15 protein-coding genes are annotated in these 15,494 nt (G+C 50.5%); 7 read left to right on the forward strand and 8 right to left on the reverse strand.

Annotated elements, in window-relative coordinates; all coding sequences use genetic code 11:
* Window positions 1-15: 15 nt before the first annotated feature.
* Both JTN23_RS16145 and argB read right to left on the reverse strand, forming a co-directional pair.
* Window positions 16-1,371, reverse strand: a complete 1,356-nt coding sequence (locus JTN23_RS16145; RefSeq protein WP_247236013.1) for a cytochrome c — start codon at window positions 1,369-1,371, stop codon at window positions 16-18.
* Window positions 1,372-1,489: 118 nt separating this feature from the next.
* Complete coding sequence (gene argB / locus JTN23_RS16150; RefSeq protein WP_247236015.1) at window positions 1,490-2,278, reverse strand: acetylglutamate kinase; 789 nt, start codon at window positions 2,276-2,278, stop codon at window positions 1,490-1,492.
* Window positions 2,279-2,477: 199 nt separating this feature from the next.
* Between argB and JTN23_RS16155 the strand changes: the two genes are divergently transcribed.
* Window positions 2,478-2,876: a group III truncated hemoglobin gene (locus JTN23_RS16155; protein WP_247236017.1), complete on the forward strand. Its 399-nt coding sequence runs from the start codon at window positions 2,478-2,480 to the stop codon at window positions 2,874-2,876.
* Window positions 2,877-2,888: 12 nt separating this feature from the next.
* Here JTN23_RS16155 and JTN23_RS16160 read toward each other — a convergent pair whose 3' ends face one another.
* Both JTN23_RS16160 and JTN23_RS16165 read right to left on the reverse strand, forming a co-directional pair.
* Window positions 2,889-3,584, reverse strand: coding sequence for a YjjG family noncanonical pyrimidine nucleotidase (locus JTN23_RS16160; protein WP_247236020.1), 696 nt, complete (start codon window positions 3,582-3,584; stop codon window positions 2,889-2,891).
* A gap of 56 nt (window positions 3,585-3,640) precedes the next feature.
* Complete coding sequence (locus JTN23_RS16165; RefSeq protein ID WP_247236021.1) at window positions 3,641-3,946, reverse strand: (2Fe-2S) ferredoxin domain-containing protein; 306 nt, start codon at window positions 3,944-3,946, stop codon at window positions 3,641-3,643.
* Window positions 3,947-4,498: 552 nt separating this feature from the next.
* Here JTN23_RS16165 and JTN23_RS16170 point away from each other — a divergent pair.
* The 4 genes from JTN23_RS16170 (at window position 4,499) to JTN23_RS16185 (ending at window position 7,120) form a co-directional block, all read left to right on the forward strand.
* A complete protein-coding gene (locus JTN23_RS16170; protein WP_207507275.1) occupies window positions 4,499-5,098 on the forward strand; it encodes an RNA polymerase sigma factor in 600 nt (199 codons plus the stop codon).
* Window positions 5,073-5,321, forward strand: coding sequence for a hypothetical protein (locus JTN23_RS16175; protein ID WP_247236022.1), 249 nt, complete (start codon window positions 5,073-5,075; stop codon window positions 5,319-5,321). The genes JTN23_RS16170 and JTN23_RS16175 overlap by 26 nt, the downstream gene beginning before the upstream one ends.
* A gap of 100 nt (window positions 5,322-5,421) precedes the next feature.
* Window positions 5,422-6,078 (forward strand): endonuclease III, encoded by a 657-nt coding sequence (gene nth / locus JTN23_RS16180; RefSeq protein WP_247236023.1) that lies wholly within the window; start codon window positions 5,422-5,424, stop codon window positions 6,076-6,078.
* A 232-nt stretch (window positions 6,079-6,310) separates the two neighbouring features.
* Complete coding sequence (locus tag JTN23_RS16185) at window positions 6,311-7,120, forward strand: FKBP-type peptidyl-prolyl cis-trans isomerase (RefSeq protein WP_247236024.1); 810 nt, start codon at window positions 6,311-6,313, stop codon at window positions 7,118-7,120.
* A gap of 92 nt (window positions 7,121-7,212) precedes the next feature.
* Here the strand turns inward: JTN23_RS16185 and JTN23_RS16190 are convergent, their stop codons facing one another.
* Window positions 7,213-8,955: a pseudouridine synthase gene (locus JTN23_RS16190; protein ID WP_247236025.1), complete on the reverse strand. Its 1,743-nt coding sequence runs from the start codon at window positions 8,953-8,955 to the stop codon at window positions 7,213-7,215.
* 292 nt (window positions 8,956-9,247) lie between these two features.
* Here JTN23_RS16190 and JTN23_RS16195 point away from each other — a divergent pair, with 292 nt between their 5' ends.
* Window positions 9,248-11,227 (forward strand): acetoacetate--CoA ligase, encoded by a 1,980-nt coding sequence (locus tag JTN23_RS16195; protein ID WP_247236026.1) that lies wholly within the window; start codon window positions 9,248-9,250, stop codon window positions 11,225-11,227.
* A gap of 135 nt (window positions 11,228-11,362) precedes the next feature.
* Entirely contained in the window at window positions 11,363-13,066 is a 1,704-nt protein-coding gene (locus JTN23_RS16200) for a S41 family peptidase (protein ID WP_247236027.1), read from the forward strand.
* Between the two features lie 62 nt (window positions 13,067-13,128).
* On the opposite strand, the gene JTN23_RS16205 is transcribed toward JTN23_RS16200, so the two are convergent.
* The 3 genes from JTN23_RS16205 to ffh form a co-directional block, all read right to left on the reverse strand.
* Window positions 13,129-13,446: a DMT family transporter gene (locus JTN23_RS16205; protein ID WP_247236028.1), complete on the reverse strand. Its 318-nt coding sequence runs from the start codon at window positions 13,444-13,446 to the stop codon at window positions 13,129-13,131.
* A gap of 9 nt (window positions 13,447-13,455) precedes the next feature.
* Entirely contained in the window at window positions 13,456-13,923 is a 468-nt protein-coding gene (locus tag JTN23_RS16210) for a hypothetical protein (RefSeq protein WP_247236029.1), read from the reverse strand.
* A gap of 61 nt (window positions 13,924-13,984) precedes the next feature.
* Window positions 13,985-15,307: a signal recognition particle protein gene (gene ffh / locus JTN23_RS16215; RefSeq protein WP_247236030.1), complete on the reverse strand. Its 1,323-nt coding sequence runs from the start codon at window positions 15,305-15,307 to the stop codon at window positions 13,985-13,987.
* Window positions 15,308-15,494 lie beyond the last annotated feature (187 nt).

Consider the following 15,494-nt stretch of genomic DNA (forward strand, 5'->3'; position numbering starts at 1 on the left):
GAAAGTTTTTTAGAGCTATTTGGAAGAGATCTGCCAGTCGAACGTCAGTTGGTCGTCGCCTTCCTCACGTACTACATACATCAGCAGCAGTGTCATCATTTCCTGATCACTCCGCATGTTACCTTCCGAAAGTACCAGCTTGGGCGGGTTGTTCGGGTTCATGGGGTTCTGGGCCGTGTTGTCGTAAGTACCTTCTATATGCACAACAGCACCCTTCGGTAGCAGCACCGGCTTTTGATAACGGTATATCTCCTGCCAGCGAAAATCCCAGTCCGGTATCCGTACCAGCGGTATAGTATCTCCGTTGGCCTGGGTGGCATAGGCCTTAAATGTCTTGCCTAGCTGGTGCATGTGCGGCCAGGCCGAGAGCAGCGACACGTCGGGCTGGTTATTGGCTATCCGGAGGGTGAAGGTCTTGACTTCATCCGCAAAGAGCATAAAGGGCGGAGTGATGTCTTTCTCACCGATGCCCCCCGATCCCAGACTGATCACCTTTACCTTTCGCTTGATAGGGGTATTCTTGAAGAAAAAGTTAACACCATTGATACTCTCGGCATCCAGAGCCGAAGGCCCGTAATGTACCGTGAGGAGCATAACACCGCGGCGGGGCATTTCCCAGCCCATATCTTTGGGGTACGTCTCGAGAGAGGCACCAGGTACCCAGCCCCCGTAGTAGCTCATTTCTTTCTTGTACTTCACCCACTGGTAGTACTGGCTGGCCGACTCGCCGTTCATATCTACGACATTGACCGTATTATGTAAATTTATGACTGTGTCCTCCACGGGGTGAATAGCAAAGTTGGCGTGGTGGATGATCTTTTTGTCGTTGGACGTAAATTCAATGGCCTCAATGTTGGCCCGCTGCGCCAGCTCAAAAGGAACCTTGAACATGATGAAGCGCTCCTTACCGTCGCCTTTCTGTACGTAGGCTTCGCTCATTTTGAGGGTCAGGTCGGGCTTGCGGTGGTAAGCCGTACCAGCGATGGCTCGTTCCAGCAGGGCTTTTTCGGCATCCTGCTTTACTTTCCCTTTCGGAGTGCCAGCGTCTATCCAAGCTACCAGCGTTTCTATTTCCTTATCACTCAGCGAGCGGTTATTAGCAAACTGGGTATAGTGGTCGTCGGCTTTCCAGGGAGGCATATAGCGGCTGCTTACCACCTTCCGGATAAACTTCGATCGCTTGGCTACATCATCGTACGTGATAAGGGAAAAAGGCGCGGCCTCACCCGGACGATGGCACACTGAACAGTTGTTATGAATAATGGGCTGCACATCCTTATAAAAGGTCACGGATTGGGAGTATCCTTCCAGAGTTGAAAGGAGGCTACCTATCAGGAGTATAGCAGCAAGCTTGGTTTTTAGACGAGACATTCGTTGAGGAGGATTACTTCTACCTATCTACACATGATTACCTCCTCAAAATTAAAAAATTTTAAAAAGCATAACAACTAATTCCAAATGTATCAATCGGTTACACTTGTGTAGCCTCCTATTGGAGTGAGAGAATAGTACCCGCTGAACCGCTCGTAGCGGCGGCCAGATCATCAGCATGGCAGATGGTCACGCGGCTGACTTGCTCCTGTAGCGCCTTAAATGCATTGTCCAGCTTAGGTATCATTCCTTTGTTGATGACGCCCTCCGCTTTGTAGCTGGCGTATGAGTCCGGATTCAGGGAAGAGATGACGGCATTGTCGTCATCAGGGTCGGAGAGGACACCCTTTTTCTCAAAGCAGTACACCAGATTCACCTCGTAGCGCTCCGCCATACCCACGGCCATGGCGGAGGCCATGGTATCGGCATTGGTGTTGAGTAGTACACCTTCGGCACTATAAGTTAACGGGGCTATAATAGGTACCAGCCCACTTTGCAGCAGAGCCTCTACCTGAGTGGTATTAACGGCTTCAATATCTCCCACAAAACCATAGTCTATCTCCTTCACCGGGCGCTTTACCGATCGGATAATGCCCCCGTCGGCTCCCGTGAGACCGATGGCATTGCAGCCCTGCGCCTGTAGCTGCGCCACCAGATTCTTGTTGACCAGTCCTCCGTATACCATCGTCACTACGTCAAGCATGGGGCGGTCGGTGATGCGGCGGCCGTCTACCATCTGGGTTTCGATCTGCAGCTTGGCGGCTACCTGCGTAGCTACTTTACCACCACCGTGTACGAGTATCTTGGGAGAGGGGAGTTGGGCAAAGGCCTGCAGGAATCGGGAGCAGGCTTCGGGATTATCAATGACGTTGCCGCCGATCTTTACAACCAGTAGAGTACCAGACATAGGACGCTGCGAAAATGAGATTAGATGTGTTCCTGGAATTTGGGAAGCAAAGGTATATAAATGCCTCCGGATTTGCCGAATCAAACCGAGGCTGATGAATGTCATTCGCTGATTCCGAACGCAGAAGTACCTTTGTTGTGTTGAAGAGAGAGATGTACTACCCCATGGTAGTACCCTACTATGTATATAACTACGTACTATGCTTCCTGATATAACTACCAGAGCCGATGTAGAGCTACTGGTTAATACGTTTTATGGCAAGGTCCGGGAGGACCAACTGATCGGGCCGCTGTTTAGTGAAGTAGCCCGGGTGAACTGGGACCTGCACCTGCCCAAGATGTATGACTTCTGGGAGAACATCCTGTTCGGAACGGGAGGGTACCGTGGCCGGCCCATGCCGCCGCACTTCCGGCTTACCCAGCAGCATCCGCTGAGGCCCCACCACTTCGATCGGTGGCTGGTCCTGTTTTACGAAACGGTAGATGAATTGTTTGAAGGCGAAAAAGCCGCCGAAGTGAAGGTACGGGCGCTGAATATTGCCTCTATGATGGAGTTCCGGGTGGAGCAGCTCAATAATATGAATGAGGCGGCCCAGTAGGCCGCCTCGTGTTTAGATTATCGCTTTCAGCTCGTGAAGGTGACGGATGTCGTGCGTGGGTACCTCGTCGTACTGCAGGCCCAGCGGGTTGTAGTAGACGGTATCCAGTCCGAAGCGCTTGGCCCCCAGTATATCCGCTTCCCAGTTATCACCGATCATGATGCACTCTTCGTGCCGGGCGCGGGCCAGTTCCAGCGCGTAGGCAAATATGCGCGGATCGGGCTTCTTAGCCTGTGCCTTTTCGTTGGTAATGATATGGGTGAAGTAGTGGAATATTCCTGAGTTTTGCATCTTCTTCGCCTGCACATGGTCAAAGCCATTGGTGACGATGTGCAGCACATACCCTTGCCCGGCCGCATGATCCAGTACATCCAGCGCTCCTTCGAGCAGGTACTTTTTCTGGGGCAGTAGCTCCAGGTAGCACTCACCGAGTTCGGAACAGCAGGTAGGGGCTACCAGTCCCATCTCCTCAAAAACCATCCGGAAACGATTCTCCCGAATGTAGGTATGCGTATAAGTACCCTGATCAAAGGCCTTCCAGAGGGCCAGGTTGATGCGGGAAAACGTACCGATAAACTCGTCGCAGGAGGTTACGCCATGGCCTGCCAGTTCAAACCGTTCAAATATTTCCAGGAGTGATTCGGACGAGTTACGCTCAAAGTCCCACAGGGTATGGTCCAGGTCAAAAAACAGATGCTTATACTTCACAGGTTATTCTTTTTATCTCCTCTTACCTCACTTATGGCAGAAAGTCGGCTTACGGACTAAACGTCCAGCTTGAGCCGCTCTACAGGCGTATTATTTACCAGGTGGCTTTCTATAATCTCTTCTACATCCGAAAGTTGTACATTTCCATAAAATACTCCCTCGGGATACACTACTACCGCCGGTCCAAAGGCACACATATCCAGGCAGGCGGTACCTTGCGCACGCATCTCAGGCATCAGTTTACGCTCTTTCATCCCTGTTTTGAAAGCATCTACCAGGGCGAGTCCATGTTCACGTCCGCAGCATTTCTTGGGAGCATCTTTCTGGTTTGTACAGATAAAAACGTGCTTACTATATTTCATAAAGATATTTGTATTAAATATGACTAAGATTATAACTATAAATTAGGATTTGATTGAACTTAGGAAGGTCAATCTTCGTATATACATTCCGAACACCCGGATGCCTGCCATCAGCTACTCCGGCAAAGGTAGTAATTTGGGAACAGATACGAAGTACCAGTAACCAGCGCTCCGATCCGGGTAGCTTTTTTACCGTTTACTAAATAGTCATAAAACCTGAGTCTTACTTTCTGAACTATCGGTAGTAGTTCAGAGTTTAGATATTTGCGGAAAAGTTGCAATAGTTCTAGTTTTTCGCCGAATGAGTACAAAATGCCCAAGTAGAGGTGCAACCATAAAAATCGGGCCCAAAACTTGTTAACAATTGTTAATCCCCGGCGTTAATCGAAAAAAAGCAAATAGAATGCTTGCAAATCAATGATCTAATATATTTCTTTGATATACCTAAAGAAAAAGGCCCAATAAAATAAGCTTCTTAATTACCCAGACTAAAAACGAAAGGAGGTACAATATCGATACACGGCTCTACGTTAACTAAATCGAACAACTTAAATGGATAAAGTCCTAGTTAGCGACAGTGAGTTGGTATCGCTGTACATCCGTGGCAATGAAAAAGCTTTTGAAAAGCTGGTTCAGCGTCACAAGTCCAGAATCTATACGACTATTTATCTGATTGTAAAAGACCAATACGTTGCCGAAGATCTATTGCAAGACACACTGATCAAGGCAGTCGATACTATAAAGTCAGGTAAGTACAACGAAGAGGGTAAGTTTTTGCCATGGATTATTCGTATCGCTCACAACCTCGCAATTGATTATTTCAGACGTGATAAACGCTACCCCAATGTAGTGTTTGAAGATGGAAGCAATGTGTTTAATACACTTGACTTTTCGGAAGATTCGGTAGAGTCGATCCAGATTCGTCAGGAAACACATGAGCAGCTGCGGGAGATGATCCAGCGGTTACCCGACGTGCAAAGGCAGGTACTCATCATGCGCCACTATGAGGACATGAGCTTTCAGGAGATCGCCGATGCCACAGGGGTGAGCATTAATACGGCATTGGGGAGGATGCGTTACGCGCTGATTAATTTGCGCAAGCAATTTAGCCAACGTACTCCGCAATATGACCAAAACTTTTACTTACGATGATGTTGTACGGTATCTGTATGCCGAAACAACCCAAGAGGAAAACGCCCTGATTGTTGAGGCACTCGCCCTTGACGATGAACTGATGAACTTCTACCTCGACGCGCTCGAGATACAGCATCAGATGAACCGCATCACCCGAACGCCATCCGATCGGGTGATCGAAAGGGTGCTGGATTATTCCTGTCAATATACTATAAATCAACCGGCCGAACTGTCTGTATAGATATTTCTGTCGGTTGTTTTGTTTGTACACTACCTTCCTGCTTCAACAGCATAAGCAGGAAGGTAGATTTTTATTGCCTTACCGTTAGAGTATAATTAGCATGCAGAAGAAAGAGCGTTTTCGACTTTTCCTCGATTACTTTACTACCCATTTCCCCCAACCTGAGACAGAGCTACAATTCGGTAATGCGTATGAATTGCTGGTGGCGGTGATCCTGTCGGCGCAGTGTACTGATAAACGAATCAATGCCATTACCCCCACGTTGTTTGAGCGTTTCCCGGACCCACAGTCGCTGGCGGCCTCTACGGCCGAGGAGGTATTCTCCTATATACGGTCGGTGTCGTACCCCAACAACAAAAGCAAGCACCTGGTAGGTATGGCTCGTATGCTGGTGGAGGAGTTTGGCGGGGAAGTACCTGCTACCGTGGAGGAGCTACAGCGTATGCCGGGCGTAGGACGCAAGACTGCCCACGTCATAACTTCTATTATATTCAACCAGCCTACTATGGCTGTAGATACGCACGTGTTCAGGGTGTCGCACCGGCTGGGGCTGGTACCCCGTACGGCCACTACGCCACTGGCGGTGGAGAAGAGCCTGATGCCATATATTCCTAAGGAGCTGGTACCTAAGTCGCACCACTGGCTGATCCTGCACGGCCGGTACATATGCCTGGCCCGTACCCCCAAGTGTCACGAGTGTCCGCTGACTCATTTCTGTAAATACTACGAGCAACTTCAGAAAAAGAAGGCAGCCTGATTATTTTCGGACTGCTTTCCAACCTTCCCCCGTTGGTTATACTCTTAGAGTAGATAGCTTCGGGCCGGTGCAACAAACCTGCCCGAAGCTACGTACTAGAGTGAAGCAGTAACGCAATCCCTTATTAACCCAAATTTTACCTTATTTTACTTTACATTGTTTTATGCTTAAAAAGTGGACAGCAGTAGTGTGTATGGCACTGGCAGTGATGCTAAGTTCTTGTAATGATTTTTTGACTAATCAGGAATCTAATAAGATACAGGAGAATGAAGATCAGATTAAGAAGTATCTGACAGCACGGAACCTAACGGCGGTAGCGGATTCGTCGGGTTTGCACTATATCATGCAGCAGACCAATCCCTCCGGACAGAAAGCTCAGATCGGGGATGAAGCCAGTATATATTTCAGAATGTATACCCTGGACGGAACACTCATCGATAGTACAGAAACCATGAAGCAGAAGCCTTTGGTATTTCCGGCAGGTATTGGTTTATTACTACCCGGTATGGAGCGGGCCATAGGTCTGTTGCGTACGGGCGAAAAAGCTACCTTGTTGCTACCATACTACCTGGCGTTTGGAAATGTGGAATACCGAAGTATTCCGGCCTACTCAGTGATTCGGGTGGAGATGGAGATAGCTGCGCTGCGGACGGAGTTAAAGCAGATACATGATTACATAGCGACGAAGGAGTATAGCGGAACCGAAAAGATGGCCAATAACCTCCACATCATCCGTCTGAATACAGTAAGTGGTGATACGATCGGCGCGGGTAAGACGGTAAAAGTGAACTACTCCGGTAAGCTGATGAAGGGTACTGAGTTTGACAAGGGTACCCTCGAGTACGTGACAGGCCTGGGTACTATGATCCCGGGATTTGACCAGGGAATCCGTAAGCTACGTACCGGCGAGAAAGCCGTACTGATATTCCCATCTAATCTAGGCTATGGCCGCAGTGGCCGCGTAAACCAGCAGACAGGCCAGTACACAATTATGCCTTACGCACCGCTGGCCTTTGAGGTAGAGGTAGTAAGCGTGAAGTAATACCAGAGAGTGCTTGCCAATTGAGAGTAATACAACAAGAAAGCCCCGGACGTATGTGCCGGGGCTTTCCCTTTTATATCCTTAAAGTACTACTACAAAAGGAATTTCAGTCGTATCACTTCTTTCTCCGTCAGGAACCGCCACTTACCGCGAGGCAGGTCTTTCTTGTTCAGACCGGCAAACACGGTACGATCCAGCTTCTTTACCTCGTAGCCCAGGTGCTCAAACATCCGGCGTACGATGCGGTTGCGTCCGCTGTGGATCTCGAGGCCTACTACCATGGCGTCGGGTGTTACGATACCTACCTCATCCGGTTTGATAAAGCCATCCTCCAGCTCCAGACCTTGCTGCAGAGCCTCAAAGTCTTCGTTGGTAATGGGCTTATCCAGTTCGGCCTGGTATACTTTCTTCACACCGCTTGATGGGTGCGTTAGCTTTTCGGCCAGCTCTCCGTCATTGGTAAGCAGCAGCAGTCCGGTGGTGTTACGGTCCAGACGCCCTACGGGATATACGCGCTCCTGACAAGCTCCTGCAATCAGGTCCACTACCGTCTTGCGATCTTCCGGATCTTCGGTGGTGGTGATATAATCCTTCGGCTTATTGAGCAGTATGTACACCATCCGCTCCGGGTTCAGCGCTTTCTTGCCGTACTTTACTACATCCGTGGGCTTTACTTTATACCCCATTTCGGTGATGGTCTTGCTATTAACCGAGATTTGTCCCGATGCGATCAGATCATCAGCCTCCCGACGTGAGCAGATACCCGCATTGGATATATAGCGGTTCAGACGCATCAGATCTTCGCCACCTTCACCTTCCTTACGCTTTTCGCGCGGTTTGTCTTCGTAGCGGCTGAAGTCATAGCGGGGAGCTTTATCAAAACGACCTACGCGACGACTGAGTCCTTCGGTAGAGGGTTCATCACTATTCCTGCGCGATGGACGGTCCTGGTCCTGACGGTCAAACCTGGGCTTATCAGATCCTGATCGGCCAAATCTGGGCTTGTCCGAGTCTGACTTATCGAAACCCGGCTTATCAAAACCGCCTTCACGTCTGGGTTTGAAGTCGCCACGTGGGCGCTCATCCTGTGAGTTGTTGTCACGGTTGAATGGGCGACGGGGGCCATCAAAATCTCCTTCTCTTCTTGGCTTGAAATCATCCCGTGGACGCTCATCCTGCGAGTTGTTATCGCGGTTGAATGGACGACGAGGCTTGTCGAAGCCCGGCTTGTCGAAACCCGGCTTATCAAAACCGCCTTCGCGTCTGGGTTTGAAGTCGCCGCGGGGGCGTTCGTCCTGTGAGTTGTTGTCACGGTTAAATGGACGGCGGGGCCTATCGAAGCCTGGGTTGTCGTTGCCCGGCTTATCAAAGCCGCCCTCTCTTCTTGGCTTAAAACCGCCTTCTGATCTGAAGCCGGAATTCCTTTCGCGGTCAAAGGGACGAGCGGGTCGGTCAGAGCCTTCTTCCCGGCGTGGTCTAAACTCACCCTTAGGTTTAAACGTGTCTCCACCACGCTCAGGACGATCTTTTCGGAAGCTTGGCTTATCGTTGCCTGGCTTACCGTAGCCCGACTTGCCAAAGCCTGGTTTGTCGAAACCCGGCTTCCCGAAGCCCGACTTTCCAAAACGTTTTTCTCCTTCGGGACGATTATCGTAGTCCCGTCGGGGCCGGTCGGTACGGTTATCTTCATTACGCTTAGCAGGGGCAGCTCCCGGTCTAAGGCTTGATTTCTTTATACTGGGTTTGCTAAACCGGCTTTCCGGGGCAGGAGCGAAGCCTGATTTACGCGGGCCCGATGATCTTGTGTTCTTGGAGTTGCGATTTTGTTTTTTCATAGGAATGCAGTATCACTACTGGATAGTTGGTCCTCTTTCCAAATTTTTTTATTAGCTAATACAGTAGGAGGAATATAATTGATAAGTTTAATGCTGTTGCAAAATCTAGTGGCTTGTGACTGGGCTGACTATCAGAAAATTATAGCCCGTTTTGTAATGGGCGTGCAAAGTTAGGATAAATTTCAGCACGAAGAATTTTAATCTATATTTATCCTAAAACTTAGGAATTGTCGTTAGTATTAACTGTAATTCATACGTGGTATTTAGTCCACCCCTACCTTCACTAACCTATATGTCTCAGAATGTATCAGTACAACCTCTTTGGAAGCCCAGAGGTTCCTTTATAGAGCAGTCGAACCTGAAAAAATATATGGACTGGCTGTTTGTCAAAAAAGGACTTTATTTCCGCGATTATCATGATTTGTGGGAGTGGTCAGTAACCGATATAGAAGACTTCTGGGAGAGTATCTGGCAGTACTTCCAGATCAAATCACACGATATATACCTTGATGTGTTGCGGCGGTCCGATAGCAACGACATGATCGGTACCCGCTGGTTTTCGCGGGCCACTCTCAATTACGCCGAACACGTATTCCGTAATAAAACCAAAGACCGGCCAGCGCTGCTGTTCCAGTCGGAGCGGCAGTCACTCACTGAGGTATCCTGGGCTACCCTGGAGCAGCAGGTTGCGGCCGTAGCTACCTGGTTGCGCAAGCGAGGTGTAAAGCCCGGCGACCGCGTAGCCTCCGTACTTCCCAATATTCCGGAGTCGGTAGTGGCGTTTCTGGCTGCCAATGCCGTAGGGGCCGTATGGTCCAGCTGCTCGCCCGACTTCGGGCACGCCAGCGTCGTTGACCGCTTTCGGCAGATCGAGCCCAAGGTACTCATTGCCGCCGACGGCTATACCTATAACGGTAAATCATTTGATAAGACCTCTGCCTTACGGGACCTGCTCAACGCCCTGCCCTCGGTAGAGGAGGCCGTACTGGTCAACTACCTCGACAAGAATGCCGAGATGGAAGGAGTCACCAACTGGGATGATGTACTGGACACGCCTTCGGCCGCTCTTGAGTTTGAGGCGGTACCGTTTGATCATCCCATCTGGGTACTTTACTCGTCCGGTACCACGGGTAAGCCCAAGGCCATTACCCATAGCGTAGGAGGTAGCCTGCTGGAGCACTTTAAGGCACTGGCCCTGCACCAGAACGTCAAGGCCGGCGACCGCTACTTCTGGTACTCTACTACCGGCTGGATGATGTGGAACTACTCGGTAGCCTCTCTGCTGATGGGAGCTACACTGGTGGTATACGACGGAGCCGTAGCTTATCCGACTATGCAGGTACTCTGGACGCTGGCCGACCGGGCCCGGATCAACCACTTCGGAGGCGGGGCTGCCTACTTCATTGCCTGTATGAAGGCCGATGTACAGGTACCCACCGAGCGCCTGCGCCACCTGCAGACCATCGGCTCTACGGGCTCACCCCTTATACCCGAAGCGTACGAGTGGATATACCAGAAGGTCAGGAAAGATGTATGGCTGATATCGCTCAGTGGAGGTACTGATGTGTGCAGCGCCTTTGTCGGAGGCAGTCCGCTGCTACCCGTATACGCCGGTGAAATCCAGTGCCGCATGCTGGGCTGCCGGCTCGAAGCCTACGATGACGACGGGCGCTCGGTGCGGAATCAGCTGGGAGAGATGGTGATTACGCAGCCCATGCCTTCCATGCCCATCTACTTCTGGAACGACCGGGACAATGAGCGGTACCGGAGCAGCTACTTCGAAATGTACCCTGGTGTGTGGCGCCACGGCGACTGGATCAAGATCACGTCCCGCAACTCGGTCATTATCTACGGGCGCTCCGATGCTACCCTTAATCGGGGTGGTGTGCGCATAGGTACGGCCGAGGTATACAGTGCCGTAGAGAGCTTACCGGAGGTCAAGGATAGCCTGGTGATATACCTTGAGCGGGAAGATGGGAGCGGCTACATGCCCCTTTTTGTAGTGCTGGCGCCGGATGTACTGCTTACCGACGAGCTAAAGGCGCGTATCAACCAGGAGCTTCGGACGCAGTTTAGTCCCCGCCATGTACCCGATGCTATTCTGGAGATATCTGAGATACCCTATACGATCAGTGGCAAAAAGCTGGAAGCGCCCGTCAAGAAAATACTGATGGGCCATGACCCAGCCCGGGTAGTTAGCCGCGATACCATGCGCAACCCGGAGGCTTTAGACTTATTCGTTGAAATGGCGGGAGAAAAGTTTGTTGGTTGAGCTGCAAACCAAATAGAATTTGGCTAGCTGCTCGCCGAATATCCTGTTTTTTTCGCAACGAAAACCTTCTATTTCTCGTTAAGGAATAGTATTGTAAGGAAGTGATTGTTTAAGTAGCAATGAAAGGAAGATAGCATGAACGAACCTACACCCGATAAACCGGTTCAGAATTCGCGTACAGTGGTACGTTTGCCCATTATTTTGAGTATAACTATGGCAGCCGGAATGCTGCTGGGAGCTACTTTTTTTAGTGGAGGAAGAAAATTGACTGAGGTAGCCAAAGGCTACGCGAAGTTTAGAGAAGTACTGATGCTGATTGAGAATAACTATGTAGATTCGGTCAATACCGACGAGCTGGTAGATTATTCCATCCAGAAAATGCTCGAGAAGCTCGATCCCCATACGACGTATTTCAATGCTGACGAAGCCTCTGCGGCACGGTCGCAGCTGGAGTCGGGCTTTGATGGGATTGGCGTAGAGTTCAACCTCTTTAATGATACCGTTTTTGTAGTGACTCCGTTGAGCGGAGGCCCCTCGGAAACGGTGGGTATCCAAAGCGGTGACCGGATCCTGAAAGTAAACGGAGAACCGCTGTCCGGACCCGGTGTCACCAACGCTAAGGTATTTAAGATGCTGCGCGGACGCCGTGGTACCGAAGTAAAGCTTGAGATTGGCCGTACGGGCGTTAAGGATCCTATGGTTTTTAACGTAAAACGTGATCGTATCCCTACCTACTCTGTAGAGGCAGCCTATATGGTGGACGAAGAAATCGGGTACATCAAGATCAGTCGTTTCTCCGAAACTACCTACGATGAGTTCAAGAATGCGCTGTCGTCGCTGAAAGCCAGCGGACTGAAAAAGCTGATGCTTGACCTGCGTGGTAACCCGGGCGGCTACATGGAGCGTGCTACCAGCATTGCCGACGAGATGATAGCCGGTAACAAACTACTGGTGTATACCGATGGCAAAGACAGCCGCTTTGACCGCCAGACCCGCGCCCATGTTACGGGTATGTTCGAAGAGGGGCCGGTGATCGTCATGGTAGATGAAGGAAGTGCCTCCGCCTCTGAGATCGTGGCCGGAGCCCTGCAGGATCATGACCGTGCCCTGGTAGTAGGCCGCAGGAGCTTTGGAAAAGGACTCGTGCAGATGCCGGTTAAGCTTTCGGACGGATCCGAGCTGCGACTGACCATCTCGCGCTACTTTACTCCGAGCGGACGCAGTATTCAGAAACCCTACGAACTGGGTAAAGGCGACGAGTACGAAAGAGATATGAAGAAGCGCTTCGAGAGCGGCGAGCTCTTCGTACAGGATAGCATCAAGTTTGATCCGAAGCTGCGGTATAAGACCGAAGGCGGACGTGTGGTATACGGAGGCGGTGGTATTATGCCCGATGTATTCGTTCCCCGAGATACCAGCATGAACAGCAAGTACCTGTTTGAGCTGTACGCCAAGAACATCATACGTGATTATGCGCTTCGCTATGTAAGTGCAAATCAGAAAAAGCTCGAGAAGATGTCGTTTAAGGAGTACCTCACTACCTTCAGCGTAACAGATGCCATGGTGGCTGATCTGGTACAGGAGGCCTCGAAGGCAGGTATCAAGCGTAACGACAGCGAACTGTCGCGGTCCAAGCCGGTCATCGTCGCTCAGACGAAGGCACTTATCGGCCGCTACGTATGGGGCCGTCAGCGCAAGGATGGATTGAGCAACGAGATCTACCAGGTACTTAATCCTATAGATAATATCTATCGCGAAGCCATGCGTCAGTTCAGCAAGGCCGAAGCGCTGGAAAAGGGAGATTTCAGCAGCCTGAATCTGCCAAAGAAAGAGGATTAATAAGAAGAGTAGTTTATACTGAAAGCGGTGCGGGACCTTTGTTCCGCACCGCTTTTTTATTTCTAGGAAGCTACCAGTTTGAGACCTACCAGAGAGGCGATCAGGGTGAAGATAAAGAACACCCGCCAGAAGGTGGCAGGCTCCTGAAAGAGAATAATCCCCAGCAGAGCGGTACCTACCGCGCCGATACCTGTCCATACGGCATAGGCCGTACCCATAGGAATGTGCTGAATGGCTTTGTTCAGAAAGTAAAAGCTGAGGCCAATGCACAACGCAAAGCCGGTACTCCACTTGTGGTTGGAGAAGTTATTGGATAGCTTCAGACAGGTTGTGAACCCTACCTCAAAAAGACCCGCTATAATCAGATACACCCAGCTCATCGTCAGTACCTACTGGTCTTTTTCTTTTTTATCAAAAACATAGATGAGGCCGAAGTGCGTTTTGAGCACTCCGCTGGCCAGGTCATCCTTTACGTAGGGATTGAGCTCGAGCGCGAGCTGGATACGGCGGTTGGCCGCAAAAGGAGCCGCCCGTACTCCGGCATTGATCGAGTAGCCATCCACGGTGATCAAGCTGGCCCGCGGGTCCGCAATCCGGTAGAGCGGGTTCAGACGCAGACCGCCCCCCGCATACCACTGCACTACCTCGGTCCGTTTGATGGTGACGAGCGGTAGCAGGTCTAGGCTGAGGCTGCTGAATAGGGAGTTGGTCTGGACGCGGGTGTCCAGCCACAGGGGGCGATTGGGATTGGTACTTACCGATAATAACCCGCTCCATGGGTAGTAGCCTACGGATGCCTGTGCAAATACACCATTGGCCGCCAATACAAAAAGGAAAAGGAGAAAAGCTCGTTTCATAGATAAAAAGAGACCTCCAGAATGAGTAAGTCCTGGAGGTCAGCTATTGATACAAAGGATATTATTTTTTCAGCATCTTGCCAACCTTTCCGGCTGCCTGCATGGTATTCATCTTTCTCATCATCCGGCGCATCTCGTCAAACTGCTTGAGCAGGTTATTAACCTGCTGGATAGAAGTACCACTACCGGTAGCAATCCGTTTCTTCCGGCTGCCATCGATAATGTCCGGATTTTCGCGCTCCTTCTTGGTCATAGACTGGATAATGGCCTCAATGGGTTTGAAGGAGTCGTTGTCAATGTCCAGATCTTTGATGGCGTTGCCCATACCGGGAATCATCCCGATCAGGTCCTTCACGTTACCCATCTTCTTGATCTGCTGCAGCTGCCCCAGGAAGTCGTCAAAGTCAAACTTGTTCTGACGCATCTTGGCGTTGATGCGCTTGGCTTCGTCTTCGTCAAAGGCCTGCTGAGCGCGCTCTACGAGTGAGATCACGTCACCCATACCCAGGATACGGCTCGCCATACGATCGGGGTGGAAGGCATCGAGAGCCTCCATTTTTTCACCCGTACTGATAAATTTGATCGGCTTATCCACGATCTGGCGGATAGACAGAGCCGCTCCACCACGGGCATCTCCGTCGAGCTTGGTAAGTACTACGCCGTCGAAGTTGAGGCGGTCGTTGAAGGTCTTAGCTGTATTTACCGCATCCTGACCGGTCATGGAGTCCACTACAAACAGGATCTCACTGGGATTTATGGCCTTCTTGATGTTTTCTACCTCCTGCATCATGGCTTCATCCACCGCCAGACGACCCGCCGTATCCACAATCACGATCTTCTTGCCAGTTTTACGAGCCTGTGCAATGGCGTTCTGAGCAATCTCTACCGCATTTTTGTTTTCGGGTTCGGCGTATACTTCTACTCCGATCTGCTCACCCAGTACTTTGAGCTGGTCTATCGCCGCCGGACGGTAAATATCACAGGCGGTAAGGAGTACGTTACGGCCCTGCTTCTTGAGCATGCTGGCTAGTTTACCCGAGAAGGTAGTCTTACCCGATCCCTGCAGACCTGCGATCAGGATCACGGCCGGGTCACCTTTGATGTTGATGCTCTCGGCCTGTCCACCCATAAGTTCGGTCAGCTCCTCCTGCACGATCTTCACGAACATCTGACCCGGCTCTACCGAAATCAGGATCTTCCGGTCGAGGGCCTTATCCTTGATGCGGTCCGTAATTTCTTTGGCTACCTTAAAGTTTACGTCGGCGTCGACCAGGGCACGGCGTACTTCTTTGGTCGTAGCGGCTACGTTAATATCCGATATACGATCCTTCCCTTTGAGCGTGCGGAAGGCGTTATTGAGTTTATCCTGTAAGCTTTCAAACATGGTTATGCTGAGCTACTGCCCGGTTATCTGTTGGATATATAAGAGGTACAATTTCTGAAACTGTTTGTTTCTGTTCCTCCTACGAATAGTAACAAGTTCTATTAACTCACAAAGTTACGAAGAATCGTGAGAAGTATAAGTACATCGTAGCCAGTAGACGTTTTTTGCTGATTTTTTGTCAGCAGAA

Source organism: Telluribacter roseus (assembly GCF_017355915.2).
Classification (GTDB): domain Bacteria; phylum Bacteroidota; class Bacteroidia; order Cytophagales; family Spirosomataceae; genus Telluribacter.